16 protein-coding genes are annotated in these 22,210 nt (G+C 45.2%); 9 read left to right on the top strand and 7 right to left on the bottom strand.

All coding sequences use genetic code 11. The features are described from left to right. Nucleotides 1-52: 52 nt before the first annotated feature. On the bottom strand, nucleotides 53-682 hold the full coding sequence (locus tag SFSGTM_RS13525; protein WP_162085621.1) for a c-type cytochrome: 630 nt from the start codon (nucleotides 680-682) through the stop codon (nucleotides 53-55). Nucleotides 683-787: 105 nt separating this feature from the next. On the opposite strand from SFSGTM_RS13525, the gene yihA reads away from it, so the two are divergent. Together yihA and hemB are read left to right on the top strand one after the other, a co-directional pair. Beyond that, a complete protein-coding gene (yihA, locus tag SFSGTM_RS13520; RefSeq protein ID WP_162085620.1) occupies nucleotides 788-1,408 on the top strand; it encodes a ribosome biogenesis GTP-binding protein YihA/YsxC in 621 nt (206 codons plus the stop codon). Nucleotides 1,409-1,566: 158 nt separating this feature from the next. Further along, on the top strand, nucleotides 1,567-2,565 hold the full coding sequence (gene hemB, locus SFSGTM_RS13515) for a porphobilinogen synthase (RefSeq protein WP_162085619.1): 999 nt from the start codon (nucleotides 1,567-1,569) through the stop codon (nucleotides 2,563-2,565). Here hemB and SFSGTM_RS13510 read toward each other — a convergent pair. Together SFSGTM_RS13510 and SFSGTM_RS13505 are read right to left on the bottom strand one after the other, a co-directional pair. Beyond that, nucleotides 2,526-3,137: a hypothetical protein gene (locus SFSGTM_RS13510; protein ID WP_162085618.1), complete on the bottom strand. Its 612-nt coding sequence runs from the start codon at nucleotides 3,135-3,137 to the stop codon at nucleotides 2,526-2,528. The genes hemB and SFSGTM_RS13510 overlap by 40 nt on opposite strands. 2 nt (nucleotides 3,138-3,139) lie before the next feature. Beyond that, on the bottom strand, nucleotides 3,140-5,479 hold the full coding sequence (locus tag SFSGTM_RS13505) for a penicillin-binding protein 1A (RefSeq protein WP_162085617.1): 2,340 nt from the start codon (nucleotides 5,477-5,479) through the stop codon (nucleotides 3,140-3,142). A 194-nt stretch (nucleotides 5,480-5,673) separates the two neighbouring features. Here SFSGTM_RS13505 and SFSGTM_RS13500 point away from each other — a divergent pair, with 194 nt between their 5' ends. The 7 genes from SFSGTM_RS13500 to SFSGTM_RS13470 all read left to right on the top strand — a co-directional run bounded on the left by SFSGTM_RS13500 (nucleotide 5,674) and on the right by SFSGTM_RS13470 (nucleotide 12,971). Next, the gene (locus tag SFSGTM_RS13500) at nucleotides 5,674-6,750 is read left to right on the top strand and encodes a pilus assembly protein PilM (RefSeq protein ID WP_162085616.1); all 1,077 of its coding nucleotides are present in this window, start codon (nucleotides 5,674-5,676) and stop codon (nucleotides 6,748-6,750) included. Then, nucleotides 6,747-7,331 (top strand): PilN domain-containing protein, encoded by a 585-nt coding sequence (locus tag SFSGTM_RS13495; protein WP_162085615.1) that lies wholly within the window; start codon nucleotides 6,747-6,749, stop codon nucleotides 7,329-7,331. The genes SFSGTM_RS13500 and SFSGTM_RS13495 overlap by 4 nt, the downstream gene beginning before the upstream one ends. Continuing rightward, nucleotides 7,328-7,951: a type IV pilus inner membrane component PilO gene (locus SFSGTM_RS13490; protein WP_162085614.1), complete on the top strand. Its 624-nt coding sequence runs from the start codon at nucleotides 7,328-7,330 to the stop codon at nucleotides 7,949-7,951. The genes SFSGTM_RS13495 and SFSGTM_RS13490 overlap by 4 nt, the downstream gene beginning before the upstream one ends. Beyond that, complete coding sequence (locus SFSGTM_RS13485; RefSeq protein WP_162085613.1) at nucleotides 7,948-8,454, top strand: pilus assembly protein PilP; 507 nt, start codon at nucleotides 7,948-7,950, stop codon at nucleotides 8,452-8,454. Before SFSGTM_RS13490 ends, SFSGTM_RS13485 begins: the two co-directional genes overlap by 4 nt. Nucleotides 8,455-8,468: 14 nt before the next feature. Continuing rightward, nucleotides 8,469-10,724 (top strand): type IV pilus secretin PilQ, encoded by a 2,256-nt coding sequence (locus SFSGTM_RS13480; protein WP_162085612.1) that lies wholly within the window; start codon nucleotides 8,469-8,471, stop codon nucleotides 10,722-10,724. Between the two features lie 80 nt (nucleotides 10,725-10,804). Then, the gene (gene aroK, locus SFSGTM_RS13475; protein ID WP_162085611.1) at nucleotides 10,805-11,341 is read left to right on the top strand and encodes a shikimate kinase AroK; all 537 of its coding nucleotides are present in this window, start codon (nucleotides 10,805-10,807) and stop codon (nucleotides 11,339-11,341) included. Nucleotides 11,342-11,348: 7 nt separating this feature from the next. Beyond that, nucleotides 11,349-12,971, top strand: coding sequence for an adenylyl-sulfate kinase (locus tag SFSGTM_RS13470; RefSeq protein ID WP_162085610.1), 1,623 nt, complete (start codon nucleotides 11,349-11,351; stop codon nucleotides 12,969-12,971). A gap of 47 nt (nucleotides 12,972-13,018) precedes the next feature. Here the strand turns inward: SFSGTM_RS13470 and SFSGTM_RS13465 are convergent, their stop codons facing one another. From SFSGTM_RS13465 to SFSGTM_RS13450, 4 genes are all read right to left on the bottom strand, one after another. Next, entirely contained in the window at nucleotides 13,019-16,849 is a 3,831-nt protein-coding gene (locus SFSGTM_RS13465) for a DUF3683 domain-containing protein (protein ID WP_162085609.1), read from the bottom strand. Between the two features lie 74 nt (nucleotides 16,850-16,923). After that, nucleotides 16,924-18,144 carry a hypothetical protein gene (locus SFSGTM_RS13460; protein WP_162085608.1) on the bottom strand — a complete coding sequence of 407 codons (1,221 nt, stop codon included), beginning with the start codon at nucleotides 18,142-18,144 and terminating at the stop codon, nucleotides 16,924-16,926. Nucleotides 18,145-18,155: 11 nt separating this feature from the next. Then, nucleotides 18,156-21,440 carry a transglutaminase family protein gene (locus SFSGTM_RS13455; protein ID WP_162085607.1) on the bottom strand — a complete coding sequence of 1,095 codons (3,285 nt, stop codon included), beginning with the start codon at nucleotides 21,438-21,440 and terminating at the stop codon, nucleotides 18,156-18,158. Then, nucleotides 21,437-22,195, bottom strand: a complete 759-nt coding sequence (locus tag SFSGTM_RS13450; protein ID WP_162085606.1) for a proteasome-type protease — start codon at nucleotides 22,193-22,195, stop codon at nucleotides 21,437-21,439. The genes SFSGTM_RS13455 and SFSGTM_RS13450 overlap by 4 nt, the downstream gene beginning before the upstream one ends. Nucleotides 22,196-22,210 lie beyond the last annotated feature (15 nt).

Raw genomic sequence — 22,210 nt, 5'->3', positions numbered from 1 at the left:
CCACCCCTCTAAAGACTGCATAAACGCCGTCAGGTTCCGACGTGCGAGTTAATTAATGTAAGCCGGAGATGTATTCGGCAACAGCTTTCATTTCTTGATCAGTCAATTTTGCTGCAATGGTGCGCATCATTTTACCACCATCATTAGCACGATCGCCTAAGCGGAAATTGTTCAACTGGGTGTAAATGTATTCTTTGTGTTGGCTAGCCAAACGTGGGAACTGGACTGGTATGCCTGCACCTGTTGGGCCATGACAAGCTGCACAAGCTGGAACGCCACTGGCTGCATTACCGCCTTTGTATATTTTTTCGCCTGCTTCAACTAATTCTTTATCTTTTGCCATGCCTGGTTTTTCAGTTTGGCTAGCAAAGTATGCACCTAAGTCTTTCATGTTTTCAGGTGTCAGGTTGTTGCTGGTGACTATGCCGAACATGATAGGGTTCTTACGATCACCTGATTTGAAATTCATTAATTGTTTGGTGATATATTCAGCGTGCTGACCAGCCAATTTTGGATAGGTTGGTGAGGTGCTGTTACCATCTGCACCATGACATGCTGCACATACTGTAGTGACTAACTGTTGCGCTTTTGCAGGGTCGCCCTTTACTGCAGTATCTTCCGCGTGAGCAGTTGAAAATGCTGTTAAAGCAGCAAATGCTGCGAACGCCATAGTATTTTTCATCGTGAAGCCCTCATACTGGTAAGATAGTAAAATATTTATTTTATCCTTGTTTTATTTTTCACGCTAGCCCGAAAATGAATTGGGTGCGTTTTTTGGTACAAATTTATGAACTTTTTTCAACCTGCGGTGTTTTATACTACCGTGAATCACTTGCGTGATCTGCCTATCGAGAGTGCTGCCGAGATCGCCTTTGCTGGCCGCTCAAATGCCGGAAAATCTAGTGCGATCAATACATTAGCTAACAGAACGCGTCTGGCTTTCGTGAGTAAAACGCCAGGTAGAACGCAGCATATTAACTATTTTTCTTTGGGTGGTCAGCGTTATTTGGTGGATTTGCCTGGTTATGGCTATGCTAAGGTACCAGGTGCAGTAAAAGATCACTGGCGTGAGTTGTTGGGTGAGTATCTTGCGGAACGTGCTCAGCTTTGTGGTTTGATATTAATTATGGACTCACGTCACCCGCTTACCGAGCTGGATTTGAATATGCTGCAATGGTTTTTGCCCACAGGTAAGCCGGTGCATTGCTTGCTGACCAAGGCTGATAAATTAAATCGTAGTGATTCAATTGCAGTGCTGCGACAAGTGACCCAAGCGTTAGCACAAATGGCACCTAATTACACTGTGCAGTTATTTTCGAGTTTGAAAAAGACGGGTACAGAAGAGGTTGAAAAAGTTGCTGCACGTTGGTTTGAAGATGCAGAGAAAAAATTGACTGTGGGTGGTTAGAAAAAAACCTCGGTTAAAGGGGAGTATAACCGAGGTTAAAAATATCCCAACTAGCGCTGGGATACCCGCTCAGGGAGGAGAAGCGGGAGACGGCAATTCCGCCATCTGCTAAGTAAGAGTGGTCGTTTAATTAATAGTTCAATTGTGAGTGTTTTTAAATGAAAAATTATGCATTTCCTCAAACACGTATGCGGCGTATGCGCAAAGATGATTTTTCACGGCGTATGATGCGTGAGCATGTGCTGACGGTGAATGATTTGATTTATCCCGTGTTTGTTTTGGATGGCGAAGCGCGTACCGAGTCTGTGGCTTCTATGCCGGGTGTTACGCGCGTTAGTTTGGATAATTTAATGCCAATCGCTGCTCAATGTGTGGCATTAGGTATTCCAGCCTTGGCAATCTTTCCTGTTATAGATGCGGGTCAGAAATCATTGGATGCCGCTGAAGCTTATAATCCAAACGGCTTGGTTCCGCGCGTCGTTCGTGCATTAAAACAAGCTTTCCCGCAACTGGGTATTGTTACTGACATAGCTCTGGATCCATATACTAGTCATGGTCAGGATGGCTTGATAGATGGATGCGGTTATGTGATGAATGATGAGACTGTTGCGGTATTGGTGAGGCAAGCGCAAGTTCATGCTGCAGCAGGTGTCGATATCGTTGCGCCGTCGGATATGATGGATGGCAGGGTGGCTGCGATACGGCAAGGCCTAGATGAACAAGGTTTTATACATACGCGGATATTAGCGTATTCGGCTAAATATGCGTCCAGTTTTTATGGGCCGTTCCGAGATGCAGTAGGGTCTGCCGGAAATTTAGGAGTAAGTAGCAAAGAAACTTATCAAATGGATCCGCCCAATAGTGATGAAGCTTTGCGTGAGGTTGCAATGGATTTGCAAGAGGGGGCAGATATGGTGATGATAAAACCAGGTATGCCCTATCTGGATATCGTGCGTCGTGTGAAGGATAGTTTTGGTGTCCCTACTTTTGTTTATCAGGTGAGCGGTGAATATGCCATGCTCAAAGCCGCTGCTCAGAATGGTTGGCTGGACGAGAAAAAATGTGTGCTGGAATCGCTAGTTGCGTTCAAGCGTGCAGGTGCTGATGGGATTTTGACTTATTTTGCACTCGATGTGGCTGTCTGGCTGCAATCCTGAAGATTAATAAAGTGGTTGAGTGAGGCGCGTTTCAGAGCTTCTTTTGGTATGTCGCGTGGTGTATTGCGGATTTGACTGGGCGAATGTACGCTGACATAAATGTCGCATGCGTCAGCCGCTATGACAAAACAGGGTATCTGCTTATTGGCACCTTTATATTTAATTTGACGCTGATCCTGCTTGAATTGAATGTGGTTGTTGAGCAGATAAAGTTCGACTTCCTTTTCATTGTCAGTGAATAACTCTATTTGTATATCGCTGTGTTTAGTTGCGGTGCCATTTAGTATGGCACCAGTGATATATGGGTTAAATGCGCGTAGCATTTGCATCGTCTCTATGGCCAGTGCAGTAAACTCTGCCAATAGTGTAGGGTGATAGTCGGCATGAAATAACGCTTGATAGGCTTGTAAGGCTTGCGTTATTTCCGGATTGCTCGGCAGATGGTGTGCATCGGCAATGCCAAGCTGTTTTGCTGCCTTGCGCTTTGCCAACGCATAATCCTGTATGCCATGCTCATGGATAAGTTGCGCAGCTAACTGCGCAACCTGGTTTCTGATGGAGTCAATCTGCATTTTTATAGTAGTGGTGATGTAGTCGTCGTGTTGTTATTTTGTGGTGTATCTGTCGTTTGTGGATACTCAATATTTGGGTCTGCCTGGGTTTTGGCTATAGGTACGGCTTCTCGATAAAAGTACTCAGGTACACCCGTTTCACCTTCTCCTGTAGGCAATCCTGTTAATGGGTTGATTTGAACAGTAACCACGCCATCGGGTGGGGAGACTTGAACTTGCGGTACATTTTTAAGTGCTGTGCTCATGTATTTCATCCAGATAGGCAGTGCAGCTTGCGCTCCAGTTTCTCCATGTCCTAATGTGCGTGGCTGATCAAACCCTATCCATGCTACCGCGACTAAATTAGGTTGGAAGCCTGCAAACCAGGCGTCAACCTGGTCGTTAGTTGTACCTGTTTTTCCTGCCAAATCATTACGTCCCAACTGCATCGCACGTGCTGCTGTACCGCGTTTTACGACATCTTGCATAAGGCTGGTAATGATAAAGGCATTACGTGGATCAATGACGGCTTTGGCTGCTTCAGGTTTACTTTGCATGATAAGTTTGCCATTGGTATCAGTGATATGGTCAATAATGTAGGGTTTAACTGCCTGTCCCGCATTGGCAAATATTGCATAACCAGATGCTAGCTGTAATGGTGTAACTGAACCAGCACCTAATGCCAAAGTGAGGTAGGGTGGTTGGCGAGCAGCATCAAAACCGAAGCGTGTCAGGTAATCTTGTGCGTAATGCGGTGTGATCGTTTGCAAAATGCGTATTGTGGGTAAATTCAAGGATTTGGTTAATGCTTGCCGGACGCTGACTATGCCTGAATAGTCTCCTTCGTAGTTTTTGGGTTCCCATAATACGCCACCAGTTTCATCAGGGCTGATGGTGATGGGCGCATCTTCAACCAGTGTTGCCGCAGTAAATCCCTTTTCTAATGCTGCTGAGTAGATAAACGGTTTAATTGTAGAGCCAGGTTGACGCCAAGCCTGAGTGACATGGTTGAATTTGTTGCGATCGTAATCTACACCACCAACAAGTGCACGAATTGCACCTGTATGTGGATCCAGCGAGACGAAAGCGGCTTCAACTTGGGGGAGTTGAGTAATGCGCCAGGCATGATTGTCCTCAATTTTTTCAACTCTTATAACGGCACCCGGATGCAGGGCGAGTTTGTTTGTGCCCGTTAATAGTCGTTGAGCAAATTTTAAACCTGTTCCCGTAATTTCAGTTATCCCTATATCTTTAATGTAGGCACGAACCAGTTTGGCATTGCTGCTAAGAACTACGGCAGGGATGAGGTCATGTACAGCATTCATGTCCTGCATCGCGTTATCCAGATCGCTAGTTAAGTTTTGTTGATCGCCGGGCAAGGTGACTTCCCCTTCTATACCTCGGTAGCCATGGCGAGTGTCATATTCTTCTACGCCTTTCCATAGCGCTATATTGGCAGCATCCTGATCTGCTTTACGTAGTGTGGTATAAACTTTTAGACCATTCGTGTAGATGTCATCCTGATAGCGGTCGTACATAGCTAATCGGATCATCTCAGCGACATAATCAGCGCTAACTTCTGCACCAGCAATATCTCTAACATTGCGAATGACCAATGGTTGATTTATTGCAGCTGTATATTCTTCATTAGTGATGTAGTGTAAATCCAGCATGCGTCGCAAAACATAATGTTGTCGTGCTTGTGCTCGAGGGAAGTTTACAACTGGATTGTAGCGTGAAGGTGCCTTAGGTAAGCCTGCCAACATGGCCGCTTCAGCAAGAGATATCTGTTCTATCGGTTTGCCAAAGTAAGTTTTGGCCGCAGCACCAAAACCATAAGCGCGCTGACCCAAATAAATTTGATTGATGTATAGCGTTAGAATTTCATCTTTGCTGAGAGAATGTTCGATTTTGATGGCAAGTAAAGCTTCATTTAGTTTACGCGTAAATGTTTTTTCACTGGAAAGGAAAAAATTGCGGGCGACTTGCATGGTAATTGTGGAAGCGCCCTCTTTAGCTCCACCGGATGTAAGATTGCTTATGGCTGCACGGAGTACGCCCATGGTATCTACGCCACCATGTTGATAAAAACGGTCATCTTCTGCTGCGAGTATGGCGTGCTGTAGTACTTTAGGTGTTTTGTTTAGGGATACTACTGCACGGTGTTCAGCACCAAACTCCGCAATTAGTGCGCCATCAGCTGTATAGACACGCATGGGGATTTTCGGTTGGTAGTTTGTGAGACTATCTAAACTTGGTAATTTGGGGTAAATTAACAACATTGCTAGTGCTACTAATGCGCCAGTGAGTACAACAAAACTAATAATAATAGCTAAAACATAACGCCAATAAGATTTGAACATAACTTAATCCAGTAGTGAAGACATCCAATTTGCATTATAGATGCGAAATAGTCGCGATGAATAAAATCATCGTAGGTTCGGGTGAGAATCGTAAGTGTGATTAAAAAATAGTTTACACTTTATGATGTTGCTGATAGTCTTTAACGTGAATTGTTGATTTGTTTCCTAACCACTAAATAAAAAAGGGATTTATTTTGCAGTTCGACTTCCTAAAAATTAAATCGCCACCACTCATTGGCGCTGACATTAGTTCGTCAGCGGTAAAGCTAGTGGAGTTGAGTGATGCAGGTCATGGTAGATATACCATAGATCGTTATGTCATTGAGCCTATATCCAGAGATGCGGTAGTAGAGGGAAATATCGCTAAAGTGGATGAAGTGGTTGAAGCCATGAAACGTGCTTGGTCAGCCATGGGTACGCGCACCAAGCATGTGGCATTAGCGCTACCAGCATCTTCAGTGATAACCAAAAAAATCTCCTTGCCTAAGGGGTTGTCCGAAATGGACATGGAAATTCAAGTTGAAGCGGAGGCGAATCAAGCGATCCCTTTTGCTTTAGATGAGGTCAATCTTGATTTTCAAGTACTCGGTGCTGCTGCGAATTCTGTAGAAGATGTTGATGTGCTGATCGTTGCGAGTCGCAAAGAAAAAGTCGAAGATCGCGTGGCGGTCGCACAAGCTTCTGGTTTGAAGGTATTGGTAATGGATGCCGAATTTAACGCAAGTCAAACCGCTTACGAGGGTATGCTTCAGGTTTTGCCTGACGCGGGTAAGGGGCAGACTGTTGCGTTGGTGGATATCGGTGCTACGACTATGCATATTTTAGTCTTCGTGAATAATGTGATGGTATATGCACGTGAACAGAATTTTGGTGGTATGCAACTGACACAGGAAATACAAAGACGCTTTGGTATGTCGTTTGAAGAAGCTGAAAAAGCAAAGTGTAAAGGTGGTCTACCAGAAAATTATGCGCTAGAAGTATTGCAGCCATTTACCGAAACGATGGCTTTAGAAATTAGCCGAGCATTGCAGCTATTTTATTCATCGACTTCCTATTCCAAGATGGATCATATTGTGCTTGCTGGTGGTGGAGCGGTGATACCTGGTCTGGATGAGGCTGTGGCAAATCGGACTGAGGCCAGTACATTAATTGCAAACCCTTTCGTTGGAATGATCTTATCGTCTCGCGTTCTATCAGCTAAATTAGCGGTAGATGCGCCCGCATTAATGGTTGCATGTGGCTTAGCACTGCGGAGGTTCGATCCAGCATGATACGTATTAATTTACTTCCTTATCGTGAAATGCAGCGTGCGGCACGTTTGCGGCATTTTAGTATGTTGCTAGGTGCGGTTGCATCAATTGCTGTTGTTACAATTATTTTGGTGTATATGGTGCTGGATGCCCGCATTAATAATCAGCGTGAACGTAACGACTATCTTAAAACTGAAATTAGTAAGTTAGATAAAGATATTGCGGCAATTAAAGAGTTAAAAGAACAGACTAAAGCGCTGCTTGCGCGGAAGCAAGTTGTTGAGGAATTGCAGACGAATCGAGCTAGCACAGTACATTTGTTAGATGAGTTGGTGCGTGATTTGCCGGATGGCGTTTATTTGAAATCAATTAAGCAAACAGATAATTTGGTTAATTTGACAGGGTATGCGCAGTCCAGCGCCAGAGTTTCTACTTTGATGCGTAATTTGGATGCGTCACCGTGGCTAGATGGTTCGCAATTAGTTGAAATTAAATCTGCAACTGTGCAGGGTTTGCGAGCAAATGAATTTACGTTGAACGTTAATCTGGTTCAGCCTGATGCAACAGAGTCGGCGAAAAATGATAAGGGAGGTAAATCATGAATTTCAATGATTTAAATAACCTCAGTATGAAAGACTTGGCTAATGCTACCATGTCAGTGAAATTGGCTGTGTTAGCAACTGCGTTTGTTGTACTTTTGTTTGTTGGTTATTGGTTCGTTTGGAGTGATGAATTAGCCCAAATCGATACAGGTAAGCAAGAAGAAATGAGTTTGCGTGATAGCTTTATGAATAAAAAGCGTCAGGCAGTGAATTTGGATATTTATAAGCAACAGCTTTCAGATATTGATCATTCTTTTGGTGCGCTGTTAAAACAGTTGCCAAATAAATCGCAGATGGATGCCTTATTGAGCGATATTAATCAAGCAGGTTTAGGCAGGGGCTTGCAATTTGAATTATTTAAACCAGGTGTTGAGACACCGAAAGAGTTTTATGCTGAGTTGCCTATAAGTATCAGGGTATCAGGTGCTTATCATGACTTTGGCGCATTCGCAAGTGATGTATCCCAGTTATCTCGTATAGTCACTTTGCATGATTTGGATATTTCTGGTGATAAGGATGGTAATTTATCCATGAATGCCGTCATTAAAACTTATCGTTATCTGGACGAGGATGAATTGGCTGCGCAAAGCAAGAGTAAGAATGGGAGCAATAAGAAATGAAAAAAATTGCAACCGTATTGATAGTACTTACCCTTGCTGGTTGTAGCGCTGGTGAGAATGATGATTTAAAACAGTTTGTGCTTGATTCGGGTAAAAATTTGCGCGGTAAAGTTGAAGCGTTGCCTGAAATGGCGCCATATAAGGCTTTTGTTTATAATGCTTTTGATTTATCAGATCCATTTAAACCTCGTAAGTTGAAACCTAGTGCTAGTGGTGGCGCGTTTGAGCCAGATATGACTCGACCTAAAGAACCGTTGGAAGCTTTTTCGTTAGAAAGTTTGAAGATGGTTGGGATGCTGAAACAGAAAAATGAAATATATGCTGTGATTAAGACACCTGAAAACACGATATATCGTGTTAGAGTTGGGAATTACTTGGGGCAAAATTTTGGTAAGGTATTAGTGGTAAGTGATACTGAAGTCAAATTGAAAGAAACTGTGCAAGACAGTGCGGGTGACTGGTCTGAGCGTGATAGTTCGTTGATATTGCAGCAAGAACAATGAGGAGTCAAAAATAAATGAAAAATACCATTACACATTTTAGCCAGCATTTTTTGATGAGTATCATCATGATGTGTTTCATGATGTTTAGTGCATTACATGCACAGGCAGACACTAATAGTATAGAAAGTTTGGATTATTCATCAATTGATGGCGGAAAAATTTTGCTTAAAATTGGTTTGAAACAAAACCTGCAAAATTCACCTGCTGGATTTGCGATTAATAACCCACCTAGGATTGCACTGGATTTGGCAGGAACGGCTAATGGGTTGGGTAAAAATACAGTTAATGTTAACCAAGGCGTGGTGCGTACGGTAAATGTAGTGCAAGCTGGAGAACGTACACGGTTAGTGTTGAATTTAACTAAGCCAGCACAATATGAAACTCGTATTGACGGTAATGCTTTATTTATTACTGTGCAGGAATCGGATAGTCAATCGAGTAGCAATGTTACCCCACATTTTGCTGAGCCGAGCGCAAGTTTGAGTAAGCATAATATAAAGGATATTGATTTCCGCCGTGGTGCTGGGGGGGAGGGGCGGATTATTACAACCTTGTCCGATAGTTCAACAGGTATAGATATACGTAAACAAGGAAAAGTATTAGCGATTGATTTTATGAACACCGATGTGGCGCGTGCATTGCAGCGTCGTTTAGATGTGACTGATTTTGGTACGCCAGTTTTATTTGTAGCAACTGAGGCTCGTGGTAGTAATGTTAAAATGACCATAGAGCCTAAGGCTGATTACGAATATTCTGCATATCAAGCCGATAATCAACTGATTATTGAAGTTCGTGCTAAAACTGAAGATGCTGCCAAGGCAACAGGTGGTAAACCTAAATATAGCGGAGAGAAATTATCACTTAATTTCCAGAATGTGGAAGTTCGTTCAGTTTTACAAGTTATTGCGGATTTTACTGGCAAAAACATTATTACTAGTGACACTGTGACAGGTAATTTGACCTTGCGTCTTAAGGACGTGCCTTGGGATCAAGCGCTAGATATAATCTTGCAGAGTAAGGGGTTGGATAAGCGCGAAAATGGAAATGTGATCTGGGTTGCGCCTAAAGATGAATTGTTGGCAAAAGAAAAGGCAGAGTTAGAGGCACGCCAAAGCATGGAAACATTAGAGCCCTTAGTGAGTCGTCAATATCAATTAAATTATAAAAAGGCTGATCAAGCCGCTCGTATATTGACAGGTGCCCTTGTTACTACTGGTGATGTTGGTGAAGATGTTAATTGTTCTGCTCAAGCACAAGGGGTTAAGGCGGACAAAGTGGTACCAGTTCAACAGCAGCAGCAAGCAGGTACAGCACTCTTGAATAATCCTAATCGTATTTTATCCCCACGTGGTAATGCGAATTTTGAGCTTCAGACGAACACGCTGCTAGTTAACGACATAGCTAGTAAGCAAGCTGAAGTTGCTGAGATGTTGAAAATGATAGATGTGCCCGCGCGTCAAGTAATGATAGAAGCGCGGGTTGTGGTTGCAAGTGATACATTTAGTAAGTCGTTAGGCGCTAAATTTGGTGTGCAACAGGGTGCATTGGCTGGAAATCGTATTGGCTATGGTGGAAATGCGTATCCAAATTCAGCAACCTCTACTTCTGCGTCGACTGCAACTACTACATCAAATAACGTAGGTATACCTGGTAGTACCAATGTTAATTTACCTGCGGTTGTAAACTCGGGTTTGACTGCGGGGTCATTAGGGCTGTCGCTTTTTAATTTAGGTGGTGGTGCATTGCTAAGTTTGGAATTGCAAGCGTTAGAGTCAGATGGTTTGGGAAAGATAATATCTAGTCCACGTATTATTACAGCTAATCAAAAACCAGCTGTTATTTTGCAGGGTGTGCAAATTCCAAGTGTCACACCACCAACGGCGAACTCACCTGCAACAGTGACGTTTAAAGATGCGTTTCTTTGTTTATTAGTTAATCCGCAAATATTGAATAATGATTCCATTATTTTAACGGTAGAAGTACAAAAGGATGCGCCTGGAACACCATTCGACTTAGGACAGGGTTATCAAGCATACCCTATTGAAACCAAACGCGTAAAAACGCAAATTCGGATTAATAATGGTGAAACAGCTGTCATAGGTGGTATCTATGAAGATAATACAAATAGTTCTGTGAATAAGGTACCGTTCTTTGGTGATTTGCCTTTATTCGGTCATTTGTTTAAGAATCAGGCTAAGAATATTACAAAGACGGAGTTGCTTGTGTTCTTAACACCGCGTATTGTTAAAGAGGATTTAAGTTTTAAATAAGGAACTAGTGTATGTAAAAAAGGCGGGTTAATCCCCGCCTTTTTTATTGCCTAGTGCTAGCCTTACGTTACAATTACAGTATGAATACTAACAATATCTATTTGGTGGGACTAATGGGGTCGGGTAAAACCACCGTTGGCAAATTGTTGTCGAAGCATTTGCGTAAGCAGTTCTATGATGCAGACCACGAGATTGTGAAGCGTACGGGCGTCACGATACCCATGATTTTCGAGGTTGAAGGTGAGGCTGGGTTTCGTAAGCGTGAAGAGCAGGTTATTGCTGATCTGACTCAGTTAAATGACATTATTTTGGCAACGGGTGGTGGCGCTGTGTTAAGTTCTAACACGCGTATTTTGCTTAAACAGCGTGGAACTGTCATTTATCTGCGTGGCACTGTAGACGAACTGTTTCAGCGTACACGGCATGATAGAAATCGACCTCTGCTACAAACTGAAGACCCAAAAGTGAGGTTGCGAGAATTGCATGCACAACGTGATCCTTTATATAGAGAAGTCGCTGATATCATCATAGATACGGGTCGTCAGAATGTGAATATCCTCGTGCAGCAATTAGTGCAGTACCTTAATGCAAAATCTGTATCATCCAGCAAAGATTGAGGTGAGCATGCCTGACTTAATAAGTCCTTATGGTGCAGAAAAACTGACGAATTTGCTAGCTACGGATGATGTATATGAATTACAGAAGCTGGCACCTCGGTTACCCAGCATAGCTTTAGATGCTTACCAGCAAAGTGATTTAATGTTATTAATCTCTGGTGCATATACACCTTTGATCGGGTATATGGATGAGCTGAGTTACCTTAGTGTGTTATCGCATATGCGGCTTCCTGGGGGCTTAACTTGGATGTACCCTTTAACTTTGGCGATACCATTGAGGCTTGCGCAGACAATTCAATCAGGTATGTCGATTGCGCTTAGAGATGAATATGACGAGTTGCTGGCAGTCTTGACTGTCTCGGAAATATTTAAAGCTAATCTAGCTCTAGAAGCGCAAATGTTAGGGACTGATTTAGATTTCAGCAGAGAATCAGTCTGGTATGTGAGCGGAAGTGTGGTTGGCGTAAAAATTATTAATCGTTATGATTTTATCGGTGACTATCATACTCCATTGCAATTACGGCAATATTTTAGCGAGCATGGTTGGTGTAATGTGGTTGCTTATCAAAGCGTACAACCTCTACATCGGGCTACATTAGATTTTATGCAGCGTGCTGCAGTTCAAAATCAGGCTGGGTTGCTAATACAGTCATTAACTGGTGGTGAACAGCATTTACATTCCACTTATTTCCCCACTGTACGTAGTTACCAAGCGCTCATGCACAGGTTATGTAAATTCACAGCGGTGATGAGTCTTTCAGCAAACTATGTACGCCGAGGTGGGGTGCGTGAAATATTACATAGAGCAATTATTAGTCGGAATTACGGGTGCTCACACCTGATCGTAGGTGGTGAAGCAGCTGCGCAAGGAGTTAATCGTCGTGGACGAGATTTACTTGAAGGCGATGCCTTTCATCATGTAGAACAGCATATAGGCGATATTGGTGTAAAGCTGATTCCTTATCCTCGTATGGTATATGTGGAAGATCGTGCGCAATATTTACCCCTGGAAGAAGCACCTAAGGATGCATATAAACTGGTATTGACCTCCGAAGAGGTGAAGCGACGTTTACTTGCGAATCTTACTATTCCAGATTGGTATACTTTTCCTGAGGTGTTAAAAGAAATGCGATTGGCCTATCCACCATGGCAGTCCGCAGGTTTTACAATACTATTGACCGGTGTTTCCGGAGTTGGTAAGTCGACCTTGGCGAGTGCTTTAAGTCAGGCTTTAGGTGCTATTGGTGCACGCAAGGTAAGCTTGCTGGATAATGATTTTATAAATCATCACCCTGGCGTTGCAGATAATGTTGATGTAATCGCTATGCTGGCACATGAAATAGTTAAACATCATGGTATAGCTATTTGTGCAATTGATGTACCTACAATTGCGCTAAGGCGGAGTATTCGAAATGCAGTGCAGAATGAAGGTGGTTATTTTGAAATAGCGCTTACTGCACCAACTAGTGTATGTGCCGCGCGTTTGATCAAAAAAAATAGATCTGCGCAAGTTGCGGAAGTTTATGAAGTGCCAGAGCAAGCTGAGTTGCTTATAGATACAAGTATGACCAATGTAATACAAGCGATGCAGTTGGTTATTCTGAAACTGGAACAAGAGGGCTATATTTAGTAGTTAACTAGAGCGCTTATGGTTATATGCGCTCTAGTGACCTTAGTTTAGAGTAACACTCGTTCTATACCGCCGTGACTGGCTTTCTCGATATAGTCTTCCATCCAGTTCTCCCCCAGGATTTTCCTCGCCATCTCTACCACTATGTAATCTGCGCTAGTATCGGCATCGTTGTCATAGCGAGATAGTCCTTGTAAACATGAGGGACATGACGTAAGTATTTTAACCTGTGCAGTTGGTTCCGATTCGGTACGAAGTTGAGCGCTGACTCTGCGGATTTCTTCCTCTTTGCGGAAGCGTATCTGTGTTGATATGTCAGGACGTGTTACTGCCAATGTGCCCGATTCACCACAGCAACGGTCAGATAACGCAACAGCTGTTCCCATTAACTGATTAACTACCTTCATTGGTTGGTGCGTTTTCATAGGTGTATGGCAAGGGTCGTGATACATGTATTGCGTGCCTGAAATACCGTCAAGCTTTATCCCTTTTTCCATTAAATACTCATGGATATCGAGTAAACGACAGCCAGGAAATATCTTTTCAAACTGATATTTAAGCAATTGGTCCATACATGTGCCGCAGGACACAATGACAGTTTTGATATCAAGATAATTTAAGGTATTTGCTACTCGATGAAATAACACCCGGTTCTCAGTGGTAATCGCATCGCCCTTGTCTGCCTGACCACTAGACGTTTGTGGATAGCCGCAACATAAATAGCCAGGTGGTAATACAGTTTGTGTACCGAGTTCATAGAGCATGGCCTGGGTTGCCAGACCAACTTGAGAAAATAAACGCTCTGAGCCGCAGCCAGGGAAATAGAATACCGCATCACTGTCTTCGGTGACTTTAGCCGGATTACGAATGACGGGGACTATTTTTGCATCTTCCAGCCCTAATAATGCTCGGCTGGTTTTCTTCGGCAGTCCGCCAGGCATCGGTTTGTTGATGAAGTGTATGATTTGTGCCTTAATCGGTGCCGTTCCCAGCGTACTCGGTGGGTGTGCAGTTTGCGCTTTGATAAGGCCGATTTTTTTACCTATCTGGTAGCCTAAACGCTGTGCTTTGTAGCCCCACTCTATCATTACCTTGCGGGTCATTTTAATGGTTGCAGGGTCAGTTGCATTGAGGAAGAACATGCTAGCAGCTGTACCCAGATTGAGTTTCTTCTTACCCTGTTTACGCAGGAAATTACGCATAGCTATGGAAACATCACCATAATCTATATCAACAGGGCATGGGTTGGCACATTTGTGACATACCGTGCAATGGTCGGCTACATCACTGAACTCGTCAAAATGCTTGATGGATACACCTCGCCGAGTTTGTTCTTCATACAGGAAAGCTTCGATCAACAATGAAGTGGCCAGTATTTTGTTTCGCGGTGAATACAGTAAATTAGCACGCGGAATGTGTGTGCTGCAGACAGGTTTGCACTTGCCGCAACGCAGACAGTCTTTAATCGAATCAGCAATTTCGCCGATTTCGGATTTTTCCATAATCAGCGATTCGGTTTCGAGCAATGAAAAGCTAGGCGTGTATGCATTACGCAAATCCGCGCCCGGCATTAGCTTGCCCTTGTTGAACCGGCCTTCTGGATCGACTTTGTTTTTATAATCAACAAAGCTTTGTATTGCGGCAGGCTCCAAATATTCCATCTTGGTGAGGCCGATGCCGTGCTCACCTGAAATGACACCACCTAAATCTTGTGCCAGTTTCATAATGCGAGATACGGCTGTATTCGCTGTCTGGAGCATGGCGTAATTGTCTGAATTGACGGGTAAATTGGTATGAACGTTCCCATCTCCCGCGTGCATATGAAGTGCGACAAATACGCGACTTTTGCGGATATCCTGATGAATTTCGTCGCATTTTTCGAGGATGAGCTGATATTCGCGACCAACAAATATTTGTTGTAGTTCACGCCTGATTTCACGTTTCCAGCTAATGCGTATAGTGTGATCCTGTAACGCATCAAACAGGCTGATGTGTTTGTTGGCGGCAATCATTTCGGTGGTTGCCATACCTAATTCAGCACTGGATGGGGCTACATCCAGATTGTTGAGCATCCAGTCCCAGCGTGCTCGGGTTTTGTTAAGTAATGACAAGGCACGCTGGCGACGTTGTTCAGTCATTTCAGGATCAGCAACCGTATCGTCATCACCAAATAGAGGTAAGTCTCCCTGGAAGAACTCTATGAGACTGTCGACCAGTGCCAATTTATTATGCGTTGAGAGTTCAATGTTGATACGTTCGATACCGTCTGAATAATCAGCCAGACGGGGGAGTGGTATGACCACATCCTCGTTGATTTTGAAAGCATTGGTATGTGCAGCTATCGCAGCTGTCCGCGCTCGGTCCAGCCAGAATTTCTTGCGCGCTTCAGCGCTGATCGCGATAAATCCTTCACCGCCACGCGCATTAGCTAACTGTACGATGTGTGCCGCCGCTGCGCCGCATGCTGTTTCGTTATCGGATACTACGTCAGCTATCAGCACCATATTAGGTCGATGCGTACGATTCGCTTTGGTGGCGTAACCTACGGCTTTAAGATAGCGCGCATCCAAGTGCTCCAGACCCGCGAGGATGGCGTCTGGATGCGCATCTAGATAATCCTTGATTTCAACAATGGCAGGCACGGCATCACGTACTTGTCCAAAGAATTCCAGACACACAGTCCGAGTATGCGCAGGGAGTCTGTGCAAAATAAAGCGTGCCGAGGTAATGATGCCGTCACAGCCTTCTTTTTGTATACCGGGTAGGCCGGCCAAAAATTTGTCAGTAACGTCTTTTCCCAGGCCGACTTTGCGGAAATGTTGGCCAGGAATGGCCAATATTTCGGGCTCACCTACAGGGGTGATACCATCTATTTCATAGCGGCGTAGTTCAAATCGCGCTAAAGCTGCATCATGTATTTTGCCAAAGTTATGACCAATGCGTGTGATTTCCAACCACTCTGCATCGGGGGTAACCATGCGCCAGGAAACCAGATTATCAAGTGCTGTACCCCAGAGTACGGCCTTCTTACCGCCCGCATTCATTGCTACGTTGCCACCTATGCACGATGCATCGGCAGAGGTTGGGTCTACAGCAAAGACTAAGCCTGCAGCATCTGCGGCTTCCATCACCCGGCGAGTTACAACGCCTGCACCGCAGTGTATGGTTGCGTAATCTCTATCAGCTTCAGGCAAGCGCAGTGTCTCTATGGTGGAAATGCTTTCCAGCTTTTCAGTATTGATAATGGCTGTGTTTTTCACCAGAGGAATTGCACCTCCAGTGTAGCCTGTACCACCCCCTCGTGGGATGATGGTGAGGCCAAGCTCAATACAGCCTTTAACCAGGTGGGCAATTTCAGCTTCCGTGTCCGGATTGAGGACAACGAAGGGATATTCTACGCGCCAGTCCGTCGCATCCGTCACGTGAGATACACGGGCTAAACCATCAAATTGTATATTGTCACGTCGGGTATGACGTGCGAGCTTTTTGATTACATCCAGACGTAATTGTTTGGTGTAAACAAACTCGGCTTCAAAATCGACAATTGCTTGGCGTGCAGCGGCAATGACTGGTTCAACCAGCGCATTGTCCTGTTTGCGAGATTCAATTTCATTCAGCCGGTGATTTAATGCTTCGGTTAATGCGAGCAGGCGTTTTGGATTGGCAAGCAGGTCATCTTGCAGATACGGGTTGCGCGACACCACCCAGATATCGCCCAAGACTTCAAACAACATACGTGCAGAGCGCCCAGTACGGCGCTCGTCACGGAGTTGGTTGAGGATATCCCAGGCCTCACTGCCTAACAAGCGAATAACAATTTCGCGGTCAGAAAACGACGTATAGTTATAAGGAATTTCGCGTAAACGTGAGCTATTCATGAGCGCAAGTGGTAATTACCAAACCGCTATTTTAACAGCAACTGGCAGGATTTATAACCACTTCAAAGGACTGGTTAAGTCTGCGTTTGCACGCCTTCTTCCAATCCTGCTGCAAAGGTCAGTTGTGCCACGTTATCTTTCGCAAAAAATCCCTGGAAGTCACCAAATCGTTGTACATATTCAATGATGAGTGAAGAGAATTCCGAGGCAGACGAGAATATCTGTTTCAAACCTTCTTCACGCGAACCCACAGTGTTAAGCAGGAAGCCTTTGCCTTGTGCTGCAATGGCATCTACAACATAGTCTATATGCTCCTTACCATTGCGTTGTCCGTCTTTAACCGTGAGAGCGATATGATGCAAACGTGGACCATAGTTGCGTACAAAGTTTTCAGTTGGGCTGGGTAGTTTGTCCAGATGGTTAACGCAGTAAGGCAGGTTATTCGCTGTGAATACTTTAGCTGGGCTAGCGGATTCAGGCAGTGACTTAGAGTTTTTGGTGACATTGGTCGAGGAGTTCTGATCCTTAATGTCATAGCTGCCCCAATAGAAATAACTGGACAGAGCAAGGTATTCCAATATTGCTGATTCGCGGTTCTGACTATAAACGCGAGTTGCAAGGTGATCAATCGGTAAAATCAGATCATCTATGCCCAGACGTTCTTGCATTTCCTTGCCACGTTCATAGGCAGCCTGAACATTACTCAATATGACACACTCACCATGCTGGTACACACGTATGCCGTCGGCAGGCCGCTCCATATAACCCACTACGTTTTGCGTGTAAGGTGAAGGTTTGGATATGCTGACATTGACAGGTAAATCCAGTTCGGCAAGTTGGCCTATTGGGAAGAAACGGAATTCTCTGGCTTGCTGTTCGGCGACAACTTCATGTCGATTATGGGCTAGCAATATCTCGCCGACATAACGACTATGATGGCGGCGTGCACCTATAGGATAGATGTCATTAAGGTTACGGAATATATCGCTGTAGTCAGGGTCTTTGACTTCGCGCAACAGTATGTCGGGCGAGTTCATGTCTATGCGCAATACATGGGTGAAATGTTTGGGGCTGTCCAGGGTGACTAGGTAGTGGTACGGCGTCATCAATGATAATTCAGTGATGTATTCAATTGAATTGCCTGGTTCAACGGTAATAATCAAGGCTTCAATACCGCCTATCATGTCGGTTAGGCCGCAGCGTTTACGCTCATCAAGTACTCGTTGTAAATACTCTTCGAAAAAATCAGAGTTCTTTTTATCACCATAGCGTGGGTAATAGCTTGCGTTTAACATGTTACGTCCAGTTATTGAGGTTGGCGACGCAAATCTAGCGTCATAGGGAAACGGGGATTAATGGATTCAGCACGCACATCAACCTTGCCTGGGGTGTGACCATGATCCCAGAAGCGGCTACGACGGCGAGCTTCTGCCTCATTGGCATTGACTGGGAAAACGTCATAACTGCGTCCACCTGGATGGCTGATGTGATAGGTGCAGCCACCAATCGAGCGTTGGTTCCAGCTATCTACGACATCGAATATCAGCGGCACATGAGTGCCAATAGTCGGGTGTAATGCTGAGTGTGGTGCCCATGCCTTGTAACGAACCGCAGCTACAAACTCACCAGGAACGCCTGTCGCATGCAGTGGAACTAAACGACCATTACATGTGATTTGGTGGCGTTGATCAGTCATGCCGCTGACTTTGATCTGTACGCGTTCTACTGATGAGTCGACATAACGAGCAGTTCCGCCGCCGCCCATTTCCTCGCCTAATACATGCCAGGGTTCAATGGCTAATCGTAGCTCCAGATGCAAATTAGCAACTTGCAGCTCGCCATAGCGGGGGAAACGGAACTCCAGGAATGGGGCTAACCACGCATCATCGAAACCATAACCAGCATCACGCAAGTCGCGACACACTTCAGCCATGTCATGAGCAATAAAATGCGGCAGCATGAATTTGTCATGCAAACTGGTGTCCCAGTAGACCAGCTTGCCTTGATACGGAGTACGCCAGAACTTGGCGACCAAGGCGCGGATTAATAATGATTGAACCAGACTCATACGGTAATGTGGTGGCATTTCAAATGCGCGTAATTCGACAATACCTAGCCGGCCAGTTGCAGAGTCTGGTGAATAAAGTTTATCGATACAGAATTCAGAGCGGTGCGTATTACCCGTTAAATCCACTAACAAGTTACGTAACAGCCTGTCGACCAACCAGGGTTGCTGACTCTCTACCCCGGCTGGCAAATTTTGGCGTAGCTGTTCAAAAGCAATTTCCAGCTCATATAGATTGTCATCTCTGGCCTCATCTACACGCGGTGCCTGACTGGTAGGGCCAAGAAACTGACCAGAAAACAGGTAGGACAGTGCAGGGTGATGCTGCCAATAGGTGATCAGGCTTTGCAATACGTCAGGGCGGCGCAGGAATGGGCTATCAGCGGCTGAAGCGCCACCCAAGGTGATGTGATTACCGCCACCAGTACCCGTGTGGCGCCCGTCGAGCATGAATTTTTCTGTACCCAGGCGAGTTTGTCGCGCATCTTCATAGAGTGCTTGCGTGTTGGCGACCAGACTATCCCAGTTGGTAGATGGATGGATATTGACTTCAATTACACCAGGATCAGGCGTGACAGACAACGATTGCAAGCGTGGGTCACGTGGCGGTAAGTAGCCTTCAAGACGGATCGGCAAGTTGCGTTTTTTCGCGCTCTGTTCCACGGCAGTGACTAGCGTCAAATAATCTTCCAGCTTGGTCAACGGGGGCATGAATACATACAGGATGCCTTCACGTATTTGTATGGTTAATGCGGTATGGATGACCTCGGTCAGGATCTGCTGCTGTATTTCAGGCGCAGGTGTAATCACCAACTTTGCTGTTGGTGTGGTCTTGTCCAGTGGCGTACGCGGTGCAAACGGGTCTACGTCTGGTGTAATCTCACGCTGTTTGGGAGATACCCAAGGCAGGCTGCCGAGCGGTAAGCGATAACCCATAGGTGAATCACCAGGCAGCAGATGCAGCCGCATGTGGCGTAACGGCCAGCGACTGGATTTCCAGCCGGATTTGGCAGTTTCTTTCGCTTTAATTGGCAATACATAGCCAATGATAGTGCTGATACCTGCGCGCAGCTGTTGCGCCAGACGGCTGCGTTCATCGGGTTTGCTCAAGTCCGCCGTGTGCGGATCAACATTCGGGGGCAGACGACTTTCTGCATCCAGAGCAAGCCATGGGTCTTCGTAAGCAGGAATAAGATATTTATGACTCAGGCCTAATTGCTGACACAATTGCTTGGAAAAAGCGAATAGCTGTAATGCGGTGATTTTCCGCGCTTCATGCGCGACGAGCGTGTCATCCTGCCAGACCGGCACACCATCGGTACGCCAGAATGTTGTCAACGCCCAACGCGGTAAAGGCTCTCCTGGATACCATTTGCCCTGGCCAAAGTGTTGCGCACCACCATCTGCGAAACGTTTATGCAGCCGTTTCATAAGACCATGGGCAAGGTCGAGTTTATGCTCTCCGAGTGCAGCAATATTCCATTGAGGACTTTCCATGTCATCTATCGACACAAAGGTTGGCTCGCCACCTTGAGTCAGGCGTACATCATGGATTTGCAAATCGGTATCAATTTGTCGTCCTAATGCCTGTATGGTATCCCATTGTTTTTCAGTATAGGGTTTAGTAACGCGTGGGTCTTCGAATACGCGCGTTACTGTCATGACGACATCCAGCTCGGATTCGCATATGCTGGTCATGCCGCTCACAGGAGCGGCGGAGCTGGGCATGGCGGTTGCAGCAAGCGGGATGTGCCCTTCGCCAGTTAACAGTCCGGACGTGGCGTCTAAACCTACCCAGCCTGCACCGGGAATATATGCCTCGCACCATGCGTGCAAATCGGTGAAATCGACCGATGTTCCTGCAGGACCTTCGAGTGGCACTTCATCGGCAGTTAATTGAATCAGATAGCCAGAAACAAAGCGCGCAGCAATGCCCAAATGACGTAAGGCTTGCACTAGTAGCCAGGCGCTGTCACGACAGGAGCCTGAGCCCAAGGTAAGTGTTTCTTCGGGGCTTTGTACGCCTGGTTCCATGCGGATCAGGTAGGACACGCTGTGTTGCACAGCCTGATTGACCGCTACTAAAAAATTGTTGGTATTGATATCGTCTGGTAAACCAGCACGAAATTTCTCCAGCCAGGTATCAAACTGTTTACCACAGGTTTCCTTTAATAAGAACGGCGTTAATTCTGTATTAAGTATATCGGTGTAGGTAAATGGAAAATGCTCAGCCCATGGTTCGGTAAAAAAATCGAATGGGTTAATAATGGTAAGGTCCGCGACTAAATCGACCGTTACTTTTAATTCACGAGTTGGTTCTGGGAAGCTGACGCGCGCGACAAAATTACCATAGGCGTCTTGTTGCCAATGGATAAAATGATCCGCAGGTTCGATATTCAGCGAATATGCGGTAATGGGTGTGCGACTATGTGCAGCAGGCCTCAGTCGTATTTCATGGGGAGATAATACGACAGGGCGATCGAACTTGTAATGAGTCTGGTGATGTAGTGCGGCGCGTATAGTCATGATGGGAATAGTGGTTTGGAGATTGGACAACCCCATTCTGGATCAGGCAGTGAGGCAAATACACCACGCAAGCCTTCGCTCCAGCGTTGACTGATATTGGCAAAATAAGCATCGCCTTGGGTAATGTTGTATTGACGATCGAGGCACAAACTATCAGCGGTATAGCAAGCCAAATCTATGGGCATGCCAACAGAGATATTGCTGCGCATAGTGGAGTCAAATGATACCAGCACGCATTTAATGGCTTCCATGAGCGAGGTTTCAGCATGAATCACGCGGTCAATAATAGGCTTGCCGTATTTGGTTTCGCCTATCTGGAAAAATGGAGTTGCTTCAGTTGCTTCGATGAAATTGCCCTCGGCATAGATCAGAAACAGACGTGGTGGCTCACCAAGGATCTGGCCACCCAAAATAAAATTAGCCCCGATATCAACATTGCTTTGTATGAGAAACGTGCCATCGCGCTCACGTACTTCGCGCATACATTCCCCGAGCAGGGTAGCAACATCAAACATGGATTCCGCATTCCAGATGTTTTCCAGTTCAGGATGACGCCCACGTTGCTCCATTAAGTTCACTGCACTTTGGGTGATGGACAAATTGCCTGAGCTCAAAATGACGAGGGAGCGATCACCTTCTTTTACAAATGTACGCATTTTTTTGAAACTGGCAATTTGGTCAACACCAGCATTAGTGCGTGAATCGGAGGCAAATACCAGGCCAGCATTGAGTTTAAGGGCTACGCAATATGTCATCTTGGGTTTCATAAA

Source organism: Sulfuriferula nivalis (assembly GCF_009937995.1).
Lineage (GTDB): Bacteria > Pseudomonadota > Gammaproteobacteria > Burkholderiales > Sulfuriferulaceae > Sulfuriferula > Sulfuriferula nivalis.
The sequence above is the reverse complement of the archived record's forward strand: the minus strand, read 5'-3'. Positions and strand labels throughout refer to the sequence as shown.